General features: G+C 32.8%; 20 protein-coding genes. 10 read left to right on the forward strand and 10 right to left on the reverse strand.

Going from position 1 to position 19890, the window contains the following annotated elements; translation table 11 throughout:
• The first annotated feature begins 9 nt into the window (after nucleotides 1-9).
• Both AC2D6V_RS06460 and AC2D6V_RS06465 read left to right on the forward strand, forming a co-directional pair.
• The gene (locus AC2D6V_RS06460; RefSeq protein ID WP_484647242.1) at nucleotides 10-474 is read left to right on the forward strand and encodes a thioredoxin family protein; all 465 of its coding nucleotides are present in this window, start codon (nucleotides 10-12) and stop codon (nucleotides 472-474) included.
• A gap of 4 nt (nucleotides 475-478) precedes the next feature.
• On the forward strand, nucleotides 479-1027 hold the full coding sequence (locus tag AC2D6V_RS06465) for a thioredoxin family protein (RefSeq protein WP_484647243.1): 549 nt from the start codon (nucleotides 479-481) through the stop codon (nucleotides 1025-1027).
• Nucleotides 1028-1055: 28 nt separating this feature from the next.
• Here the strand turns inward: AC2D6V_RS06465 and AC2D6V_RS06470 are convergent, their stop codons facing one another.
• From AC2D6V_RS06470 to surE, 5 genes are read right to left on the reverse strand one after another with little or no spacing between them, the layout of a single operon-like run.
• Entirely contained in the window at nucleotides 1056-3095 is a 2040-nt protein-coding gene (locus tag AC2D6V_RS06470; protein WP_484647244.1) for a ComEC/Rec2 family competence protein, read from the reverse strand.
• 23 nt (nucleotides 3096-3118) lie between these two features.
• Nucleotides 3119-3655 (reverse strand): C40 family peptidase, encoded by a 537-nt coding sequence (locus AC2D6V_RS06475; protein WP_484647245.1) that lies wholly within the window; start codon nucleotides 3653-3655, stop codon nucleotides 3119-3121.
• A 7-nt stretch (nucleotides 3656-3662) separates the two neighbouring features.
• Nucleotides 3663-4778 (reverse strand): lipid-A-disaccharide synthase, encoded by a 1116-nt coding sequence (gene lpxB, locus AC2D6V_RS06480; protein WP_484647246.1) that lies wholly within the window; start codon nucleotides 4776-4778, stop codon nucleotides 3663-3665.
• Nucleotides 4779-5060, reverse strand: coding sequence for a hypothetical protein (locus AC2D6V_RS06485; RefSeq protein ID WP_484647247.1), 282 nt, complete (start codon nucleotides 5058-5060; stop codon nucleotides 4779-4781).
• Between the two features lie 13 nt (nucleotides 5061-5073).
• Complete coding sequence (surE, locus tag AC2D6V_RS06490; protein WP_484647248.1) at nucleotides 5074-5844, reverse strand: 5'/3'-nucleotidase SurE; 771 nt, start codon at nucleotides 5842-5844, stop codon at nucleotides 5074-5076.
• 176 nt (nucleotides 5845-6020) lie between these two features.
• Here surE and AC2D6V_RS06495 point away from each other — a divergent pair, with 176 nt between their 5' ends.
• Together AC2D6V_RS06495 and AC2D6V_RS06500 are read left to right on the forward strand one after the other, a co-directional pair.
• The gene (locus AC2D6V_RS06495) at nucleotides 6021-8159 is read left to right on the forward strand and encodes a carboxy terminal-processing peptidase (protein WP_484647520.1); all 2139 of its coding nucleotides are present in this window, start codon (nucleotides 6021-6023) and stop codon (nucleotides 8157-8159) included.
• An 8-nt stretch (nucleotides 8160-8167) separates the two neighbouring features.
• The gene (locus AC2D6V_RS06500) at nucleotides 8168-9262 is read left to right on the forward strand and encodes an ABC transporter permease (protein WP_484647249.1); all 1095 of its coding nucleotides are present in this window, start codon (nucleotides 8168-8170) and stop codon (nucleotides 9260-9262) included.
• Between the two features lie 13 nt (nucleotides 9263-9275).
• Here the strand turns inward: AC2D6V_RS06500 and AC2D6V_RS06505 are convergent, their stop codons facing one another.
• The 3 genes from AC2D6V_RS06505 to AC2D6V_RS06515 are packed head-to-tail and all read right to left on the reverse strand — an operon-like array spanning nucleotide 9276 to nucleotide 11880.
• On the reverse strand, nucleotides 9276-10151 hold the full coding sequence (locus AC2D6V_RS06505; RefSeq protein WP_484647250.1) for a sterol desaturase family protein: 876 nt from the start codon (nucleotides 10149-10151) through the stop codon (nucleotides 9276-9278).
• Between the two features lie 34 nt (nucleotides 10152-10185).
• Complete coding sequence (locus tag AC2D6V_RS06510) at nucleotides 10186-10659, reverse strand: monoheme cytochrome C (RefSeq protein WP_484647251.1); 474 nt, start codon at nucleotides 10657-10659, stop codon at nucleotides 10186-10188.
• On the reverse strand, nucleotides 10660-11880 hold the full coding sequence (locus AC2D6V_RS06515) for a sulfite oxidase (protein WP_484647252.1): 1221 nt from the start codon (nucleotides 11878-11880) through the stop codon (nucleotides 10660-10662).
• A 325-nt stretch (nucleotides 11881-12205) separates the two neighbouring features.
• Between AC2D6V_RS06515 and AC2D6V_RS06520 the strand changes: the two genes are divergently transcribed.
• Nucleotides 12206-12886 carry a hypothetical protein gene (locus AC2D6V_RS06520; protein WP_484647253.1) on the forward strand — a complete coding sequence of 227 codons (681 nt, stop codon included), beginning with the start codon at nucleotides 12206-12208 and terminating at the stop codon, nucleotides 12884-12886.
• A 67-nt stretch (nucleotides 12887-12953) separates the two neighbouring features.
• Here the strand turns inward: AC2D6V_RS06520 and yihA are convergent, their stop codons facing one another.
• Both yihA and AC2D6V_RS06530 read right to left on the reverse strand, forming a co-directional pair.
• Complete coding sequence (yihA, locus tag AC2D6V_RS06525) at nucleotides 12954-13571, reverse strand: ribosome biogenesis GTP-binding protein YihA/YsxC (RefSeq protein WP_484647254.1); 618 nt, start codon at nucleotides 13569-13571, stop codon at nucleotides 12954-12956.
• An 88-nt stretch (nucleotides 13572-13659) separates the two neighbouring features.
• On the reverse strand, nucleotides 13660-14424 hold the full coding sequence (locus tag AC2D6V_RS06530; RefSeq protein WP_484647255.1) for an alpha/beta fold hydrolase: 765 nt from the start codon (nucleotides 14422-14424) through the stop codon (nucleotides 13660-13662).
• Between the two features lie 295 nt (nucleotides 14425-14719).
• On the opposite strand from AC2D6V_RS06530, the gene mraZ reads away from it, so the two are divergent.
• The 5 genes from mraZ to AC2D6V_RS06555 all read left to right on the forward strand — a co-directional run bounded on the left by mraZ (nucleotide 14720) and on the right by AC2D6V_RS06555 (nucleotide 19890).
• Nucleotides 14720-15187, forward strand: a complete 468-nt coding sequence (gene mraZ / locus AC2D6V_RS06535; RefSeq protein ID WP_484647256.1) for a division/cell wall cluster transcriptional repressor MraZ — start codon at nucleotides 14720-14722, stop codon at nucleotides 15185-15187.
• Nucleotides 15174-16070, forward strand: a complete 897-nt coding sequence (gene rsmH, locus AC2D6V_RS06540; protein WP_484647257.1) for a 16S rRNA (cytosine(1402)-N(4))-methyltransferase RsmH — start codon at nucleotides 15174-15176, stop codon at nucleotides 16068-16070. The genes mraZ and rsmH overlap by 14 nt, the downstream gene beginning before the upstream one ends.
• Before the next feature lie 10 nt (nucleotides 16071-16080).
• Nucleotides 16081-16398, forward strand: coding sequence for an FtsL-like putative cell division protein (locus AC2D6V_RS06545; RefSeq protein ID WP_484647258.1), 318 nt, complete (start codon nucleotides 16081-16083; stop codon nucleotides 16396-16398).
• 64 nt (nucleotides 16399-16462) lie between these two features.
• Entirely contained in the window at nucleotides 16463-18430 is a 1968-nt protein-coding gene (locus AC2D6V_RS06550) for a penicillin-binding protein (protein WP_484647521.1), read from the forward strand.
• Nucleotides 18427-19890, forward strand: coding sequence for a UDP-N-acetylmuramoyl-L-alanyl-D-glutamate--2,6-diaminopimelate ligase (locus AC2D6V_RS06555; protein ID WP_484647259.1), 1464 nt, complete (start codon nucleotides 18427-18429; stop codon nucleotides 19888-19890). Before AC2D6V_RS06550 ends, AC2D6V_RS06555 begins: the two co-directional genes overlap by 4 nt.

A 19890-nucleotide genomic window follows, 5' to 3' on the forward strand; every position in this document is an offset into this window, starting at 1 on the left:
TATACGATTATGAAGAAGATATTATTTACATGTTTATTATTGGTTGGCACTTACAATTTTAGCACCGCTCAAGAAGTAACTTGGCATACAGATATGACCAAAGCTTCCGAAATTGCAATAAATGAAAATAAGCCTGTACTCATGTTTTTTACTGGTTCAGATTGGTGTGGCTGGTGCAAAAGATTACAACGTGAAGTATTACTTACTAAAGATTTTGAAGCTTGGGCAAAAGACAATGTAGTGCTTATGGAATTAGATTTTCCAAGAAGAACAGCTCAAGAGCAATCTGTTAAAGTTCAAAATTATCAATTACAAAAAATATTTAATGTAAGAGGGTATCCAAAAATCTTTTTTGTTAATCCTGAAAAAAAGCCAGACGGCAAAATGAATTTAAATAGTCTTGGTAGCACGGGTTATGTTCGTGGAGGTACTCAAGAATGGTTGGCTGTTGCTAATAACATTATTAAAAAATAAGCCTATGAAAAGAGTCATATATTTACTGGTAGCGTGCTGCTTTATAAGTACGAATTCAGTTTCGCAAGAGATTAGTTGGGTGTCATTAGAAGAGGCGGTTGCGCTTCAAAAGAAAGTGCCTAAAAAAATAATGATAGACGTTTACACGAATTGGTGTGGACCTTGTAAAATGCTTGATAAAAATACGTTCCATAATAATGATGTTGCAGATTATGTAAACGAACATTATTATGCGGTTAAGTTTAACGGTGAAGGTAATGATGTCGTTACTTTTGATGGAAAGACCTTTGAAAATCCAAACTATAATCCAGCAAATGCTAATAGACGTAATTCGGCTCATCAATTAACAGGGTATTTCCAAGTGAGTGCTTACCCAACCATAGTATTTGTTGATGAAAAAGGGAAAGTAATCGCTCCAATAAAGGGGTATCAAAAACCTCAAGACTTAGAATTATATTTAAAATTATTTAAAGATAATGACTATAAAGATATGGATACGCAAGCAAAGTTTACGGCTTATGCTAAGGCATTTCAGCCAGAATTTAAAGGCTAATTAGTTGCTTTAAAGTGTTCAATCCAAACTAATAATTTATAATAAAAGCTCCCTTTTCATTAGTATGATGAAAAGGGAGTTTCTTTTTTTGGCAAATAGTTTTCCACTGTTCTATATAAGATTTGTAGTTACTGCCATCTGCAATAATTTGTTTTGGTTGTATAGAATCTATCACACGATTCAAATTAATTTTAGGCGATTGTCTTAATAACACATAGTCAGGTTTAAAAGATTTTAAGTTGTAAACACCTAGACTGTCTATAACTAGTATTTTTTTGTCATTCAATACATAAAAAGGTTTTAATGTGTCTTTGAGTATTGTCTTTGTATGACTTTCTACCGCGTAAATTTTAATTATTTTATTTGCTGATGTTGTGATTGTATCAAAATCATGTGCTACGCTTATACTATTATTAGTAACATTTCCAATAAGGCTATATCTACTTTTATGAAAAATAATAAGCTCATTTGAAGGTTTATTATATTTAGTTATTATAAAAGCACCTTGAAGAAATAAGATTGAAATTAAAAAGAACTTTAGACTAAAATAATTTCGTTTTATAAAAAGCCGTACTATGGAAATTATCAAGATATAACTGGTAATAACATATAATAGATTAAACGATATGTCTTTAATTAAAAAGTAATCTTGATTAGAAACCCATGCAACAAAACGATTCATTTGACTAATGATCCTTCCATAAAATTCTGCTAAAAAATTTGGTAACAAGTTAATCGTCGCAAGCGTGATGATAAGTAAACCAAGCCCTAAGATAATTCCAAGTACTGGAATAATAACCAAGTTTGAAATGAAGAATAAACTAGGGAATTGATGAAAATAAAATATGCTAATAGGTATTATTCCAAATTGTGCTGATATAGTAACCGTTAGTGTATGCCATAATTTATCAAAAACCCAATATTTGGTTTTCCATAATTTGTATAACAACGGGTCAATGGCAACAATTGAAAAAACGGCAAGGTAACTAAGCTGAAATCCCACATCAAATAAAAACAAAGGTTTAAATAGCAGTATTACAAACATAGAAATAGCTAAGGTGTTGTAAATGTTTGTCGGTCGTTTTAAGTTCATAGCTATGGCTACAATACTGAACATAGTTACCGCACGAGTAACCGAGGCAGATAATCCAGCTATTACTGCGAAAGACCAAAGAATGGAAACAAGTAAAACTATTTTGATTGACCGCCCGTGTTTTAAATGCTCGATAGGTTTTAAAACAAAACTTAGTATGAGTAAAATAATACCAACATGAAGACCAGAGACAGCCAAAATATGAATAGCTCCAGCATTCGTATAATTGGTATAAACTTCTTTGCTTATATTTTGTCGTTGGCCAAGTATTAACGCATTAATAATTGCAAGTTCATCAGGTTGAAAAGGATACGTTTTTAATTTAGAATTAATGTGTTTTCTGATATTATCTGCGATTCCAAATAGTGTTTCGCTTTGGGTGTTTATTTTTAAAAGGGAGCTACTCTGTGCAAAAGATTGATGGTAGATGTATTGTTTGTCTAAATAGTTTTTATAATCAAATTGATGTGGATTTAAGGGGTGAATCAAATCTTTAAATTGTGATTGACTGATGTAGATTTCATCTACGCTTAAAGGAACTTTTGACGTATCTTTAGCGAAGTTTAGCAAAGATTTTCCGCTTGTTGAGATATTGTTAATTTTTAGGACATCAACAATGTATTTATCATAATAATTACCAGGTTTAAGCACTTCCCTAATCCGAATAGTGATTTGTTGGGTGGAGTCGCTTTCAACATCAAGATAATTGGAATAATGGTTAGAGAAGTTTTTTTGATTATGAAAGTTTACAGTTAAGATTCCGAAGCAAATCATAATAAGGTAGGCTAACATACCAAACCAAATTGTTTTTATAAATTGTTTTCTAGCTACTAAATATGAAATAAGTAATGAGGAAAATACTGCAAGTGAAACGTATAAGGTCGTTTCCCATGGAATTGCAAGTGAATATCCAATGATGATGCCTATTATTAGGCAAATGGTTAGTTTTATTATAGTAAAATTCAATAAGCGCATCGCGCTCTAATATAAGAAATATCTTATAAAATCCGACGCACTTCAGTAAAACTAGATTTCCAATAATCATCATTTAAAGAAGAAATAATAACGCCTTTTGAAGTGGTCGAATGAATAAAATAAATAGCATTGTTTTTTATTTCAATTACTAGCCCGACATGATTTATAGCATTCCTTCTACTTTTTCCAGTTTTAAAAAATAATAAATCCCCTTTTTGTGTTTCCTTCAATTTGATCTCGACTCCTTTTTTAGCCATATCTCTGGAAATTCTAGGGAGGTATATATCATGTGTTTTAAAAGATTTAAAGACTAGACCAGAGCAATCCATTCCAGATTTATCAGTACCACCCCATCGATATCTAACGCCTTCAAATGTTTTAGCATAGTTAATAATTTGGTCTTCCAATGATGTTATTTCAGAAGTTTCCGTAGTTCTACTTTTTGAAACATCTCTAGTTGTTGACTTTTTTGTAATTATTTTTGAATTTCTTGCTTTTTTCGAAGATTTACAACTACTATAACTGACTATTATAAGAAGTAGAATTAATAGTTTCCTCATAGTTAAGTTAATCCCGAAGTGAGTTAAAAATTAAACGAGCAGCTTTTTCGCTAGCACCTTTTCCGCCAAGTTTTTTTTCTAATTCATAATAATTCATGAAGAATTTGGTCCGCTCGTAAGGGTCTAGAATAATGTCTAGTTCGTTTTTTAGTTGCTTAGTGTTAAAGTCATTTTGGATAAGTTCGGTAACTACTTTTTTATCCATTATTAAATTTACTAACGAGATATATTTTAAAGTTATAATGCGTTTTGCTATTTGATACGAAATATTGCTTCCCTTATAACAAACAACCTGAGGAACTTTAAATAATGCGGTTTCTAAAGTAGCTGTTCCAGATGTTACTAAGGCTGCTGTAGAAACACTTAGTAAGTCGTAGGTTTTGTTTGGAACAAATCTAATATTTTGTTTGTTTATAAATGTTTTGTAAAATTCATATTCTTGACTCGGAGCGCCAGCAATAACAAATTGATAATTTGGGTAATCATCAACCAAACTTAACATAACCGAAAGGGTCTTTTTTATTTCTTGTTTTCTGCTACCAGGTAAAAGGGCAATGATAGGTTTATCATTGAGTAAATAGTCATTTCTAAATTCAAATTCGTCAACTTGAGTTCTATCTGCTATGGCGTCAATTAAAGGGTGTCCAACAAAGGTAACATCATAATTAAATTTGCTTTTATAAAATTCTTTTTCAAAGGGTAAAATCACATACATGGCATCTATATCTCTTTTTATTGAATGCACCCTTTTAGCGCGAGATGCCCAAACTTGTGGCGAAATATAGTAATTAGTTCTATAGCCTTTTTGTTTTGCCCATTTAGCAATACGCAAATTAAATCCAGAATTATCAATAAAAATCAAGACATCGGGGGAGAAACTTTCAACGTCTTTTTTGCAAAGAGAAATATCTTTAAAAATCTTCGAAAGATTCATAATCACTTCTATAAAACCCATAAAAGAACGCTCTTTATAGTGCTTTACTAGTGAGCCGCCAACAGCATGCATTAAATCACCGCCCCAAAACCTGAAATTAGCATTTACATCTTCTTTTTGTAAAGCTTTCATAAGGTTTGAGCCATGTAAATCACCAGACGCTTCTCCAGCAATGATATAATACTTCATTTAGAAGAGTTTAAAAACAAATGTAAAAACAGCAATAAAAACGGTAATTAATAGAACTCCTCTTGCGCGATAATCTTGCTTCTTTTTAATAAAAACAAAAAAGGCAATAAGGTTTAGTATGGCACCTAGACTTATTAGTTTCCCCAGAAAACCTTCGTTTGATGCAGCCTCGATAACTTTTAAAAAATCATCTCCCTGTCCTAATAATGTTGCAGCGAAAAACAGACCGATAGCATTAGCAATTAAACCAACAAATACACCAATAAATATTTCTTTTTTCATTTATACTAAATCTTTATAAATCCCAATTTTTTAATTCTTTAATTACTTTATGTGCTGTTAAATCAAACTGAACAGGAACCAATGAAACATAGCCATTTTCTAATGCCCATTCATCGGTGTCCTCGCCACCATCTAAATTAACAAATTTTCCAGAAAGCCAATAATAATCTTTCCCTTGTGGATTTACGCGTTTGTCAAACTCTTCAACCCAATTAGCTTTTGCCTGTCTACAAACCTTAATACCTTTTATTTCTTTTTTAGGTATATCGGGAATATTAACGTTAAGTACAATGCCATTTGGTAATCCTTGTTTTAATACATTTTTGGTTATCGTTTTTACAAAAGATTTGCATGCCTCAAAATTAGCCTGCCATTTATAATTAAGTAAAGAAAAACCAATGGCAGGAATACCTTCGATGCCAGCTTCAAGAGCAGCACTCATGGTGCCAGAATAAATAACATTTATAGACGAATTTGACCCATGGTTAATACCTGAAACACATAAATCTGGTTTTCTATCCATTAATTCTCTAATAGCAAGTTTTACACAATCGGCAGGAGTGCCGGAGCAACTGTATTCTTTTAAAGCCTCTTGATCATAATTTACTTGTTCAACATAAAGTGTAGAATCTAATGTTATGGCGTGTCCCATGCCACTTTGTGGGCTATCTGGTGCAACTACAACTACATCACCAATAGTTTTCATTACTGCTATTAAAGTCCTAATACCTGGAGCATTAATACCATCGTCGTTAGTAACCAGAATTAAGGGTTTTTTTGTCATATTGGTGTAATTATGGCATCGCTAAAATACATAATTTACTCTGTAAACGCTTATTTTCTTTGGTTTAACAAAAAATTAGTAGCAATTAACTTTATTGGCATAGTTTTTTCTTTATTTTAGTAGAAAATATGCAGTGTTTTCTTAAGAAATATGAAAATTAACAGATGAAAAAAATTATGAAGAGGAATTATAAAGTTTTGTTATTAGTCTTGCTACTAGCATTTGCATCATGCAGTTTTACAGCCAAAACATTCGATGACCCAGATAAAGATAAATTATTAATTCGTGTTATAACCTATGTGTTGCAACAAGGACATTTCGACCCTATAGATATGGATGATGAGTTTTCAGCCGATTTGTATGAAGATTATATTGAAACAATCGACCCTGTAAAGCGTTATTTCTATGAATCGGATATCAAAGATTTCGAAAAATTCAAATTAACATTAGACGATCAACTTAAAGCACACGATATCACATTTTTTAATGTAGTACACGAAAGAATGTTGAAACGCATTGAAGAAGCTAAAGAAATATATACAGATGTATTAGCGAACCCTTTCGATTATACTGTTGATGAAGAGTTCGATACGAACTATGAAAACATGACGTTTGTTAAAAATAAAAAACAAATGAAAGAGCGTTGGAGAAAACAACTTAAGTTTTCTACGTTAACAAATTACGACGATGTATATACTGAAGAAAATAGAGCCAAAGAAAGAGATCTTTCTTATATTGAAAAAACTGATTCTGAAATAGAAAAAGAAGCACGTGAAGCTACCCTAAAATCTATTGATATATACTTTAACGATAATATAGACGATTTAAAACGTGAAGATTGGTTTGCAATATATGTGAATGCAATTGTTGAAGAATTCGATCCACACACCTATTATTTAGCACCAAAAGGAAAAGAAGATTTCGACCAACGTATGTCTGGAAAACTGGAGGGTATAGGTGCTAGATTAACCAAACGCATGGATAATATTAAAATAGTAGAATTAATTTCTGGTGGTCCAGCTTGGAGAAGTAAGGCATTAGAAGTTGAAGATATTATTTTAAAAGTGAAGCAAGAAGACGAAGAGTTTCCGGTTAATATTGTTGGCATGCGTATAAACGACGCCATAAAATATATTAAAGGCCCAAAGGGTACTAAAGTAACTTTAACAATTAAAAAAATTGACGGCACTATTAAAGATGTTGAAATTGTTCGAGATATTGTTGAATTAGGAGAAACTTATGCAAAAGCGTCATTAGTAGAAAAAAACAACAAGAAATTTGGAGTGATTAACTTACCTGCGTTTTATGTAGATTTTAATGATTATAAAAAATTAAACGCTGCTAAAGATGTTAAGCTAGAAATAGAACGCTTGAAGGCAGAAGGAATGGAAGGGTTGGTTTTAGATCTCCGTAATAACGGTGGTGGTTCATTGCCAGCAGTTGTTGATATGGCGGGATTATTTATAAAAGATGGCCCTGTGGTTCAAGTACGTTCTACAGGAGAATCTAAAGAGGTTTTAAGAGATCGAGATAAATCTATTACATGGGATGGACCCTTGGTTATTTTAGTTAATGAAATATCAGCTTCGGCTTCCGAGATTATGGCTGCAGCTATGCAAGATTATAAAAGAGCTATAGTTATTGGTAGTAAACAGACTTATGGTAAAGGAACTGTCCAAAATGTATTAAATCTTAATAATTTAGTAAGAAACAATTCTAATGGCGATTTAGGAGCATTAGCTTTAACAACTCAAAAATATTATAGAATTAATGGCGGTTCTGTGCAATTAGAAGGTGTTAAAAGTGATGTAAAAGTGCCTGGTCGATTTAGTTTTATTGATGTAGGCGAAAAGGATAAGGATAATCCGCTACCTTATGATGTCATTGATCCAGCCGATTATACAGTATGGGATAATTATTTTGATTATAACGAAACTATTAAAAATAGTGCTGAGCGTATGAGTAGTAATGAGCAATTAAAACTGATTGAGCAAAATGCAAGATGGGTGAAGAGTAAAATTGACGATACGGTATTTTCATTAAACTATAATAAATACAAGGCGAAGTTAGATTTAAATGAGGAAGAAGCTAAACGTTTTGATGCTTTGTCTGATTATAAAACCAATTTGACCTTTGAACCTTTAGAATATGAAAAGCAGCTTTTCGCATCAGATACAACAGATTTAAAAGAAAAGCGTGAGCGCTGGTATACAAGCCTTAGCAAAGATGTTTATATAGAAGAGGCTTTGAATGTTCTTGAGGATTTACGTATGTCTCAGGGTATTAAAAAAGTAGCTTCTGCAGTTAAGGACTAGCAAAATATATGAGTCATAAATCACACTCACTAAAACAATTAGCGCTCCAAAAGTTCAAAAAGAACAGTTGGGGCGTTTTTAGTTTTTACTTTATTCTTTTAGTTGGGTTTGTATCTGTCTTCGCTTATGTGTTAGCGCCCGACAATTCTATGCATGCCAATCAAATGCATTTGTCTATTCACTCTAAAAAACCTGGATTTAAAGTACAGATGTTAACCATTCCTTCTCAGATTAAGAATGAGCAATCATACTTGTCCAAAGTATTTTTTGGAGAAAAAAACACAAACACCGAGATCCCTGTTTCCGATATTGAAGCTCAAGGAAACGAATTATTTTACACAGAATATGCTTCTGACGGTCTTGAAGGTGTTTCAAAACAAATGCCATTAAAATCATTTCCAGAAGGAAACTATGAAGCATTTATAAATAATAAAACATTTATTTTTGGTACTGATAAATATGGGCGTGACCTGTTAAGTCGCGTTTTAGTAGGAGCTAGAATATCATTCTTTATTGGCTTTGTTGCGGTATTTATTTCTTTGTTGATAGGCATTTTTATGGGAAGTGTCGCTGGGTATTTTGGCGGGAAAGTGGATGCGCTGATTATGTGGATTATAAATGTTACATGGTCTATTCCAACTTTATTGTTGGTGATAGCTATTACATTGGCTTTAGGCAAGGGGTTTTGGCAAGTGTTTATTGCTGTTGGTCTAACAATGTGGGTTGAAGTAGCTAGGGTAGTGCGTGGGCAAATTATTAGTGCTAAAGAAATGCAATATGTAACTGCCGCAAGAGCTTTAGGTTATAACGATTTTAGAATCATTACCAAGCATATTTTGCCTAATATAATGGCGCCAGTTATTGTGATTTCTGCGGCAAATTTTGCAGCAGCAATTTTAATTGAAAGCGGACTTAGTTTCTTAGGTATTGGAGCGCAACCACCTATGGCAAGTTGGGGTGCGATGATTAAAGACCACTACAATTATATTATTCTTGGAAAACCTTATCTTGCTATTATACCTGGCCTTTGCATTATGAGTTTGGTAATGGCATTTATGCTTATTGGTAATGCCTTAAGAGATGCTTTGGATGTAAAAAACTAAACTTTCATAAAAATTATTTTTGCCCTTTTTTAAAACCATAAATGTTTTGATGAATAAAATCTTTTGGGAATTTATCATCACCTTTAAAACCTATTTCTACAGTTCCACTATCTTCAGGAATGTAATTTGTTTTAAATATATAATCCCAAAGACTTAAGCTAATACCATAATTCACACCATATTTTCCTTTAGGAAGGACATAGGCATGATGATATAAATGCATCACAGGATTGTTGAAAACATATTTAAGTGGCCCCCATGTTATCTTAATATTAGCATGATTTAAATGGCCAATAGCAATAGTTATAAAATGAATGACATAAGCTTGTTCGGGTTCAAAACCACCAATTAGCATAACACCAAAAGTTTTTAGTGGTTTGTATAGGATATTTTCCATCCAATGGTATCTTAAATGAGCTGCAAACCCCATTTCTTTTACACTATGGTGTACTTTATGGAATTTCCATAAAAAAGGATATTTATGTAATAATACATGTGTAAACCATTGTACAAAATCAAGAATAATAAAAAATACTAATAACTGAATCCACATTGGCCATAATGAGATATCAAACAGTGCAAAAGTTTTGGCGGTTATATTTACATCTGCAAATAGTAGTCCAAGAATTTTGTAAACACCACTAATAACAATTGAGAAGATGAAAAAATTGAAAAACATATAAAATCCATCTAACCAAAAGTCTTTTCTAATGATTGATTGTTCTTTTCTCCATGGAAATGCAATCTCTAAAACCCATACAAAAAGTGAAATTGCTACAAGCCCCCAAAAATAATTTGTGTACCATGGCACCTCAAAGATTATTGATTTCCATGTCCAACTTAATGTGCCATTGAAAGCACTAATAAAAGCGTCTAAATATTTTTCCATGATTATTTTTTTAACTATTAAATTAATTTCTATTTTATTCTTTTAACTCGTACCAATTCATATTTTCTAAAGGCGCTCTTCTACCCATATCTTTTGGAGGATAATTTGTCACTAAATAATTGACTATTATCTCTTGATTTTTTCCTAAATCCCAAAGGTTTTGGGTTTCTTGCATCCATTTAATAGTTGCATTCCAGCGTTCAGTATTCATTCTATTTTGAATTACTAATCTTGATGAATGACAGTTGGTGCAATTATTTACTACGGTCATTAATCCCTCGTTGTCAATTAATCCAGTCCTTAAATGAATGCCATTTTCTATTTTATCTTCATTTTCTTCAATGGGTATATCAACAATGATATTAGATTCTTTGTTAATATCAAAAAAACTGGGATTAACAGTGTAATATACAATCAATCCACCTGTAATTAAAAACAGACTAAAAAGTACAAATACTAATCGGATTACTTTTTTAATGAGTTTTTTATAATCTTCTTCTTTAGACATTTAATTTACTTTTACAGCAATTCTATGACAAGCATTATTTAAGTACCCTTTAGGATTCCATCCTGGTAAAAGCATAGGCTGTGCCTTATCATTTATATCAGTCGCTTTTGCCCATATTTCATAGTATCCTTTTTTAGGAAAGCTAACCAATGCATTAAAGTGTTGCCACGCCAACCTGTTTGAAGGTTTTTCAATTACACATAATTTCCAAGTAGATCCATAATCTATTGAGTATTCCATTTTAGCCACTTCTAATTCTCCAGCCCAAGCATGTCCACGAATATTTAAAGAACGCCCTTCTTTTATAATAGCACCGGATTTTGGATAAGTAATTAATGATTTAACAGGCATCGATTCAATTATACACGTGTCTTCATCTTTTACTTTCTCTCCTGGAGCAACAGGATTACAAGGAATTCTGTAAGCATCACCAGTCATTTTTGCGCCATCATGCACTTTATTTCTTATACTAATTCTATTTACCCACTTGCCAGAAACTGAAGCTGGCCAACCTCCAGCGACTAAACGTAAAGGGTAGCCATGTACTAAAGGGATATCTTTGCCGTTCATTTTAAATGCTAATAAAGTTTCATCTTGAAGCGCTTTTTCCATAGGGAAACCTCTCGAAATAGGTTCTTTCGTTGGGTCTTGACTCAAATGTACATCTACTGCATGAAAACCTATATAAACCGCATTGTTTTTAATACCTACATCATTTAAAACATCTCGTAAACGCACACCTGTCCAGGAAGCGCAATGCACAGCTCCAACTGTCCACTGATTACCTTTTGCTGTAGGATTGAATTCACTCCGGCCATTTCCACCGCATTCAATGGTTAATTGATAAGTGTATTGCTTGAATTTCGTTTTTAACTCGGCTAAAGTGTATGTTTTATTATTTTTAACCGATTCGCCATCAATAATGAGTGTCCATTTCTTTGTATCAATGCCTTCAGGTATTAAACCATTATTTCGAATAAACATACAGGAATTAGGAGTGATTTTATCATCTAACAAGTGTGCTTGTGCTTCAATATTCCAAGGTTTATCGTTTAGCACAATCATGTCTTTGTGTTTGTTGAACAATTTAAAAGGATCTAGGTCTTGTAAGGCTAGCGGGGTGTATCCATCCAGTAAATTCGATCCAAAAATAATATCTGCACCAATCAGTGTTGCAAATGAGCTTAATGTTGCTTTATTAATAAAATCTCTTCTTTTCAAAATAATTAAATTATAGGTTCTTAAAAGAAAATCTGTGTAAATTACAATTTCTAAAACTTTCCTTTTGTTACTAATGTTACAGTAACTGTGGGACATATTTAAGAATCTAATTAATAAATAATATTAGTTGATTTGTCTAGTACTGACAATGATATTAGTCAGCTTAAAAAATAGTCTTGAAATTGACGGATATCAGTTTAGTATTTTATTAAAAATAATACTTTGTCATCATAATTATTAGTACAAATTTTCATTTTGTAACTAATGTTACAAGAAAACATTTATAGTATTAGTAATTTACATGACTACAACAAAATGATATATTATGAAAAAAGATTTTGAAACAAAATTTACAGGTTGGGCCTTTATATTTGCTACGATATTATTATGGGGAGGATGGGTGCTTTCACCGCATCATATCGGTGAATATTTAGTAGCATCAGATTTTAGTGCTATTAGTGAGGATTTATGGTATTGGATTTGGATGTATCGCTTTCATATTTTCGGATGGGTAACCATGGCAATTTCCATGTTTGCATTGGTGTCTATTACAGCAAGAAGGCCTTATCGCGTGTTAATGCTCCCTGGTGCAGGTATGGTTATTGTAGGAACTTTTACTATTGCTATTGCAGCGGCTTATTTTTATAACTATGGCGCTTGGGGTGTTGGACAAACGGCTGGTAAATCTCCAGATGAAATTCAGGAGTTTATGGATGGCATCTTATTTACCAATCAATATGTAACCTGTTTTTTCCGTTTTGGTCGAATTTTCTCTGGTGTAGGTCTTGTTTTATTGGGCTATGGATTTATAAAATGGAATATTGTTAGTAAATGGTTGGGTTGGTTTACACTTTTATTAGGTTTTGTAGCTATGGGAATTATTCTGTCCATACCAGACAACTTTGAAGTTTACAAACCTGTATTTCATGTTAAAGCACTTTGGTTATTAGCTATGGGTATTTCGATTTTGCGAAACGGTGTTAATGTTCCAGAAAGGACTTCTTGAATTTAAACATAAAAAAATTAGATTCTGCGTAGTGAGTTTGATAATGTTCTAAGCGATACTTTGCATATTAAGAGTTATTTTTTTCTGACTCCATATTTCGATTTAATTGGTCAATATATTCCAATACATCGTCTTTCCCAATACCATTAGAAGATGAAGTAACAAAGTAATTGGGTATTTCTTCCCAAGTTTCTAAAAGAGTTGTTTTGTAATCTGCAATATGATTTTCAATTGCTTTTGGTTTAAGCTTATCAGCTTTTGTGAAAATAATAGAAAATGGGATGCCATGTTCTCCTAGCCATTGCATAAACTCTAAATCTATGGGTTGTGCGTTATGTCTAATATCTACTAAAACAAAGGCAGTAACTAGTTGTTCTCGTGAAGCAAAATATTGAGTGATAAATTTTTGAAATACTTTTTTGGCACTTTTTGAAACTCTTGCATATCCGTAACCAGGTAAATCTACTAAATGCCAATTTTTATTAATTAAAAAATGATTTATAAGTTGTGTTTTTCCAGGTCTTCCAGAGGTTTTTGCTAAACTCTTTCGATTAGTTAGCATGTTTATTAATGAGGATTTACCAACATTACTTCTGCCAATAAAAGCGTACTCTGGTAATCTGCTTTTTGGACATTTTGCAACATCAGAATTACTTATAATAAACTCAGCCGATTTGATTTTCATATTTTGTCATTCCCTTGAAGTCGAGAACGTTTTTAATTGAACTTCTATTGAAATAATTTACTTGTAAGCTACCTTAGGAATAATGATTTTAAAGCGATCTTTTTTCTAACCAAGTATTCATAATTTGGTTGAATTCATCTGGATGCTCCATCATAGCCGCGTGTCCACATTTGTCAATCCAAAATAATTCGGAATCTGGAAGTAACTGATTAAATTCTACCGCGACCTCAGGTGGTGTTACATTGTCATTCTTACCCCATATAATACAAGTAGGTGTTTGCATTTTTGGTAAATCCTTAGCCATATTATGGCGAATGGCACTTTTAGCAATAGCAAGTGTTTTTATTAGCTTGTTTCGGTCGTTAACGGTTTCGTATACTTCGTCAACTATTTCTTTTGTCGCTACTGTTGGGTCGTAAAATACATCTTGAGCTTTCTTTTTAATGACTTCGTAGTCACTACGTTTTGTGTAGCCGCCACCCATTGCGCTTTCGTAAAGCCCAGAGCTCCCCGTGATTATAAGAGCTTTAACACTTTTAGGATATAATTTAGTATGATACAAACCAATATGACCACCCAAAGAATTCCCGAGCAAAATAACTTCTTTATAACCTTTAAAAACTATAAAGTCATGCAGGTATTTGGCAAAACTCTTAACGTTAGTTTTTAATAACGACATGGTGTAAATAGGTAATTCTGGAATTAAAACTTTATAGCCTTTTACACTAAAAAAATTTGTTACAGAATCAAAATTACTGAGCCCTCCCATTAGTCCATGAAGAACAATAATAGGTGTGCCTTCTCCAACTTCAATATAGCGGTAATTCTTCTCTTCTTTTAAACGATGCGTCATTAATTAGTTAGTCATTTCGTTAAAAACAAATATAGTTATTTCATTCATATTTTAACTATGTTAAATAAATCATGACAGTAAAAGCTAAGAATGGAGATGTTAACAATTTGTAATTTAAAAAACTCTGGAGGTGTAAATGATTGACAATGAGTAAGTAATAATACTTCAATTTTTAATAATCGTCGATAAACAGCATTTAAACGAAAAATTATCAACAAAGTGGTATAAAGTGGTAAAATGTGGTAAAATTTTCGATATATTTGAAACTTAAACACCAAAACGCCAACCATATCAATTGGATTCATTAATAGGTACATACGAATGTAAAGTCGATGCTAAAGGTCGATTGATGATGCCTGCGGCATTAAAAAAGCAATTATCTCCTGTTTTGCAGGAAGGATTTGTGTTGCGTCGCTCGGTGTTTCAAAAGTGTTTGGAACTCTACCCGATAAAAGAGTGGCAAGTGCTAATGCAAAAAGTAAATAAGCTTAATAAGTTTAAGAAAAAGAACAACGATTTCATTCGCCGTTTTACTGCTGGAGTAAAAATGGTTGAGGTTGATGTTAATGGACGATTACTAATTCCTAAGGATTTAACAGTGTTTGCAAATATTTCAAAAAATATTGTTGTGGCTTCAGCCATTAATATAGTTGAAATATGGGATAAAGATTTTTACGAACAGGCTATTAGCGATGCGGCATTAGATTTTGCAGATTTAGCCGAAGAAGTTATGGGGCAAGATGATGACTATGGAATATCATAATCCTGTATTGTTAAAGGAAACTGTTGATGGTTTAGAAATCAAACATGATGGTGTTTATGTAGATGTGACTTTTGGTGGCGGTGGCCATAGCAAGGAGATATTAAAAAGACTTGGAGTTAATGGGAGGTTATTTGCTTTTGATCAAGATCAAGACGCTCTTGAAAATACAATTGATGATAATCGCTTCACTTTAATAAATGAAAATTTTAGATACGTAAAGCGCTTTTTAAGATTTCATGGTGTAAAAAAGGTTGATGGAGTTCTTGCAGATTTTGGAGTATCGTCACATCAATTTGATGTTGCCGAACGTGGTTTTTCAACACGTTTTGAAGCCAATTTGGATATGCGTATGAACCAGCAGAACAAATTATCGGCTTTTCATGTTGTTAATGAATACGACGAAGAACAATTGAAAAATGTGTTTTTCCAATATGGTGAATTGCGAGCAGCTCCGGCAATGGCAAGATTAATTATTGAGCATAGAGAAAATGAGCCTATAGTAACAAGTGAGCAACTAAAGTCCGTTTTGAGAAAATTTTTACCTCCAAGACATGAGAATAAAGTGTTAGCACAAATTTATCAAGCCATAAGAATAGAAGTAAACCAAGAGATAGAAGCTTTAAAGGAGTTTTTATTACAAACGCCAGAAATATTAAAACAAGGTGGACGATTAAGTTTTATATCCTATCACTCACTCGAAGACAGATTGGTAAAACGCTTTATAAGAAATGGGTTATTTGAAGGGGAGCCAGAGCGAGATATGTTTGGAAATTTTGAAGTACCCCTAAAGAAAGTAAACGGGCTTATTGTACCAACCAGAGAAGAAATAAATATTAATAGCAGAGCCAGAAGTGCAAAATTGCGCATCGCCATAAAAACATAGAAGAAATAAAGTGCAGAAAAGGATTCAAAAAATATTAAAAGGAACATTTCTAGTTAGTGATGACTCTTTTAAGAATTGGAGATTTATCATTTTTATTTCAGGACTTGCAATAGTTATGATTGCAAGTTCGCATAGTGCCGATAAAAAGGTGTATGAAATTGCTAGATTAAATAATGAAGTAAAAGAGTTGCGATCTAATTTCTTGGACGGAAGATCGAGACTCATGCGGCTTAAAATGGAGTCGGCAGTGATTGCCAAAATGAAAGACAAGGGGTTGGCACCCTCCATTATTCCGCCAAAAAAAATTAAAGTAAAATCTCAAAATTAAAAAGCTAAACTTGGCAGTAAACGAGAAAAGCATATTAAACCGATTGTATTTTATAGCAGGATGTATGTTCATCTTCGGAATTGCTGTGGTTTTTAAACTAGTAAGCATCCAGTATTTACAAGGCGATAAATATAAAAGTCTTGTTGAAAAGCGTTCCATAAGAAATGTTACAATTCCAGCTAATAGAGGAAATGTATATGCAGATGATGGCAGTTTATTGGCAACGTCAATTCCAAAGTACAATATCGCCATTGATGCTGTAATATCATCATCAAAATTATTTGAAGAAAATATTAGAGGGTTAGCAGATTCACTTTCAAACTATTCAGGGAAACCTTCAAATTATTATCAGCAAGTTATTAGGAGGGCGCGTGCTAACAAAAATCAATATTATTTGCTAGCTAAAAATATTGGTTATTCAGATTATGTGCGCTTGAGGAGTTTTCCGCTATTAAATAAAGGTGCTATTCCTGGAGGGCTAATAGTAGAGCAAAATACCAAGCGTGAGTTTCCAATGGGAAGTATTGCAAGAAGAACAATTGGATATGAGCGTATCGATGAAAAAGGAAATGTAACTCGCCCAGGAATTGATGGTGCTTTTGGGGTGAAATATTTACGAGGAACAGACGGTAAACGATGGAAACAAAAAATCGGAAAAAATAAATGGAAACCACTTACCGACTATAATCAGATTGAACCACAAGACGGTTACGATGTTTATACTACTATTGATGTTAATATACAAGATATAGCACATCATTCACTTTTACAACAATTAGATAAATATAAAGCAGATCATGGTTGTGTGATTGTTATGGAAACCAAAACTGGTGAAGTAAAAGCGATTTCTAATTTAGGTAGAAGTTCTAAAGGGGTTTATTACGAGCGCTTAAACTATGCTGTTGGAGAAAGTCATGAGCCTGGGTCTACATTCAAATTAATGGCCTTGGCAGCTGCTTTTGAAGACAAACTAGTCGATACGAGTGACGTGGTTGATACAGAAAAAGGAATTTTGTCTTTCTACGGAAAAAAAGTAAGAGATTCAAAACATGGTGGCTACGGAAAAATAACAGTTTCCAAAGCTTTTGAAGTGTCTTCAAATACCGGAGTTGTTAAAGCGATTGATCAAGCGTATAAAACGAAACCAAGCAAATTTGTCGATCGTCTTTATAAAATGAATTTGAGACATGATGATTCTTTAGGTATTCCAATAATCGGAGAGGCTAAATCAATAATTCCAGATCCAAGAATTAAAAATGGTCGTTGGAGTGGTATTGCTTTGCAATGGATGGCTTATGGTTATGGTGTCTCTTTTACGCCATTGCAAACACTAACATTTTATAATGCTATCGCAAATGATGGTGAAATGGTTAAGCCACAGTTTTTAAAAGAAGTTAAAGAGTTCGATAAGGTAATTGTGCCATTCGAAAAAGAAGTTATTAATGAACAGGTGTGTTCCAAAGAAACTATTGGAAAGCTTCAAAAGCTTCTTAAAAGTGTTGTTGAAAAGAAACATGGCACAGGGCATAGGCTGTATTCCGAAAATTTTTCAATGGCAGGTAAAACAGGGACATGTCAAAAAGATTATAGAGATAAAGATAAGCTCAATTACATTTCGTCTTTTGCTGGGTATTTTCCGGCAGATAACCCCAAATACTCATGTATTGTAGTTATTCATGAGCCAGATAAAAGTGTAGGGTATTATGGCGCGGATGTGTCAGGTCCTGTATTTAAAAGAATTGCTCAAAAAATATTTACAGATACGCCAATTATTGATGAAGTGGAAACTTTAGAAGTAATAAACACAAAAATTGAGGCTGAGTTCGAAGGCTATTATAAACTAGCACAGAATTATAAAACTATCATGCCAAATGTAGTTGGCATGCCAGCAATGGATGCTATAGCATTATTAGAAAATATGCAAGTGAAAGTGAAGGTTGAGCTTCTAGGGAATGGTGTTATAAAAAAACAATCGGTAAACGAGAAAGTGAAATTAAATAATAATCAAGTCATAGTTTTAAGCGCTTCATGATAGTATTAAAAGACATATTGTATAAGGTTACCTTAAATGCTGTAGTTGGTAGTACTAATATTGATGTAAATGCTATTGAATTTGATTCCAGAAGCGTTAAGACTGGAAATGTATTTGTAGCCATAAGGGGTCATGCTGTCGATGGACATAAATATATTGATAAGGCCATTCAACAGAGAGCTTCGGCTATAATTTGTGAAACATTACCGTCTAATTTGCATGAAGGTATTACTTATGTTGAAGTTGATAATTCGAGTAAAGCTCTAGCTGTTATGGCATCTAATTTTTATGAGGTCCCTTCAGAAAACTTAAAACTTATTGGCGTAACAGGAACCAATGGAAAAACAACAGTTGCAAGCCTGTTATATCAATTGTTTAAGAAAGCAGGTTTTAAGGTTGGTTTATTATCAACGGTTAAAATATTAGTTGATGAAAAAGTTTATAAAGCAACACATACAACACCAGACTCTTTAACTATTAATAAATATTTAAAGAAAATGAATGAAGCTGGTGTAGAGTTCTGCTTTATGGAAGTTAGTTCACATGGAATCCATCAAAATAGAACAGAAGGATTGCATTTTGAAGGTGGCATATTTACAAACCTTACACACGATCATCTGGATTACCATAAGACCTTTGTAGAATATAGAGATGTAAAAAAACGATTTTTCGATCAGCTTTCTTCTAAAGCATTCGCACTGGTTAATGTTGATGATAAGAATGGTTTAGTCATGCTGCAAAATACTGCAGCTCGAAAAGTGACTTATGCTTTAAAAAGTTATGCAGATTATAAAGCACAAATACTAGAAAATCAATTTGGTGGACTACTACTTAAATTGAATGATAGTGAAGTTTGGTCGCGCCTTATTGGAAATTTTAATGCTTATAATGTTTTGGCAATTTATGCTACGGCAGAGTTATTAGGGCTTGAGAAAGTAGAAATATTACGCCTAATAAGTGAATTGCAAAGTGTAACTGGGCGTTTCCAATATTTAGTTTCAGATGAACAAATTACAGCTATTGTTGACTATGCGCATACGCCTGATGCTTTAAAAAATGTATTAGAAACAATTAATAGCATTCGCACTAAAAATGAAGAATTATTCACTGTAGTTGGATGTGGTGGAGATAGAGATAAAACTAAAAGGCCTAAAATGGGGCATATAGCTTCGGCTTTAAGTACAAAGGTGATTTTTACTAGTGATAATCCGCGAAGCGAAGTACCAGAAACTATTATTCAAGAGATTGAAAAAGGAGTAGAGCCGCAAAATTTTAAAAAAGTTCTTTCTATAACAGATAGAAAACAGGCTATAAAAACGGCCTGTCAAATGGCAAAGCCAAACGACATCATTTTAATAGCAGGGAAAGGACATGAGACCTATCAAGAAATTAAAGGAGAACGCTTTGATTTTGATGATTTTAAAATAGTACAAGAATTTTTAAAACAGTTGCAAAAATAA

The organism is Algibacter sp. YIN40, from assembly GCF_057219435.1.

Coding starts and splice junctions, on each gene's coding strand:
- surE (WP_484647248.1), bottom strand. CDS start 5,844: ATGACAAAAAAACCCTTAATTCTGGTTACTAACGACGATGGTATTAAT.
- AC2D6V_RS06500 (WP_484647249.1), top strand. CDS start 8,168: ATGAGTCATAAATCACACTCACTAAAACAATTAGCGCTCCAAAAGTTC.
- rsmH (WP_484647257.1), top strand. CDS start 15,174: ATGGAATATCATAATCCTGTATTGTTAAAGGAAACTGTTGATGGTTTA.
- AC2D6V_RS06530 (WP_484647255.1), bottom strand. CDS start 14,424: ATGACGCATCGTTTAAAAGAAGAGAAGAATTACCGCTATATTGAAGTT.
- AC2D6V_RS06510 (WP_484647251.1), bottom strand. CDS start 10,659: ATGTCTAAAGAAGAAGATTATAAAAAACTCATTAAAAAAGTAATCCGA.
- AC2D6V_RS06475 (WP_484647245.1), bottom strand. CDS start 3,655: ATGAGGAAACTATTAATTCTACTTCTTATAATAGTCAGTTATAGTAGT.
- lpxB (WP_484647246.1), bottom strand. CDS start 4,778: ATGAAGTATTATATCATTGCTGGAGAAGCGTCTGGTGATTTACATGGC.
- AC2D6V_RS06470 (WP_484647244.1), bottom strand. CDS start 3,095: ATGCGCTTATTGAATTTTACTATAATAAAACTAACCATTTGCCTAATA.
- AC2D6V_RS06555 (WP_484647259.1), top strand. CDS start 18,427: ATGATAGTATTAAAAGACATATTGTATAAGGTTACCTTAAATGCTGTA.
- AC2D6V_RS06495 (WP_484647520.1), top strand. CDS start 6,021: ATGAAGAGGAATTATAAAGTTTTGTTATTAGTCTTGCTACTAGCATTT.
- AC2D6V_RS06485 (WP_484647247.1), bottom strand. CDS start 5,060: ATGAAAAAAGAAATATTTATTGGTGTATTTGTTGGTTTAATTGCTAAT.
- AC2D6V_RS06465 (WP_484647243.1), top strand. CDS start 479: ATGAAAAGAGTCATATATTTACTGGTAGCGTGCTGCTTTATAAGTACG.
- yihA (WP_484647254.1), bottom strand. CDS start 13,571: ATGAAAATCAAATCGGCTGAGTTTATTATAAGTAATTCTGATGTTGCA.
- AC2D6V_RS06460 (WP_484647242.1), top strand. CDS start 10: ATGAAGAAGATATTATTTACATGTTTATTATTGGTTGGCACTTACAAT.
- AC2D6V_RS06550 (WP_484647521.1), top strand. CDS start 16,463: ATGTTCATCTTCGGAATTGCTGTGGTTTTTAAACTAGTAAGCATCCAG.
- AC2D6V_RS06520 (WP_484647253.1), top strand. CDS start 12,206: ATGAAAAAAGATTTTGAAACAAAATTTACAGGTTGGGCCTTTATATTT.
- AC2D6V_RS06505 (WP_484647250.1), bottom strand. CDS start 10,151: ATGGAAAAATATTTAGACGCTTTTATTAGTGCTTTCAATGGCACATTA.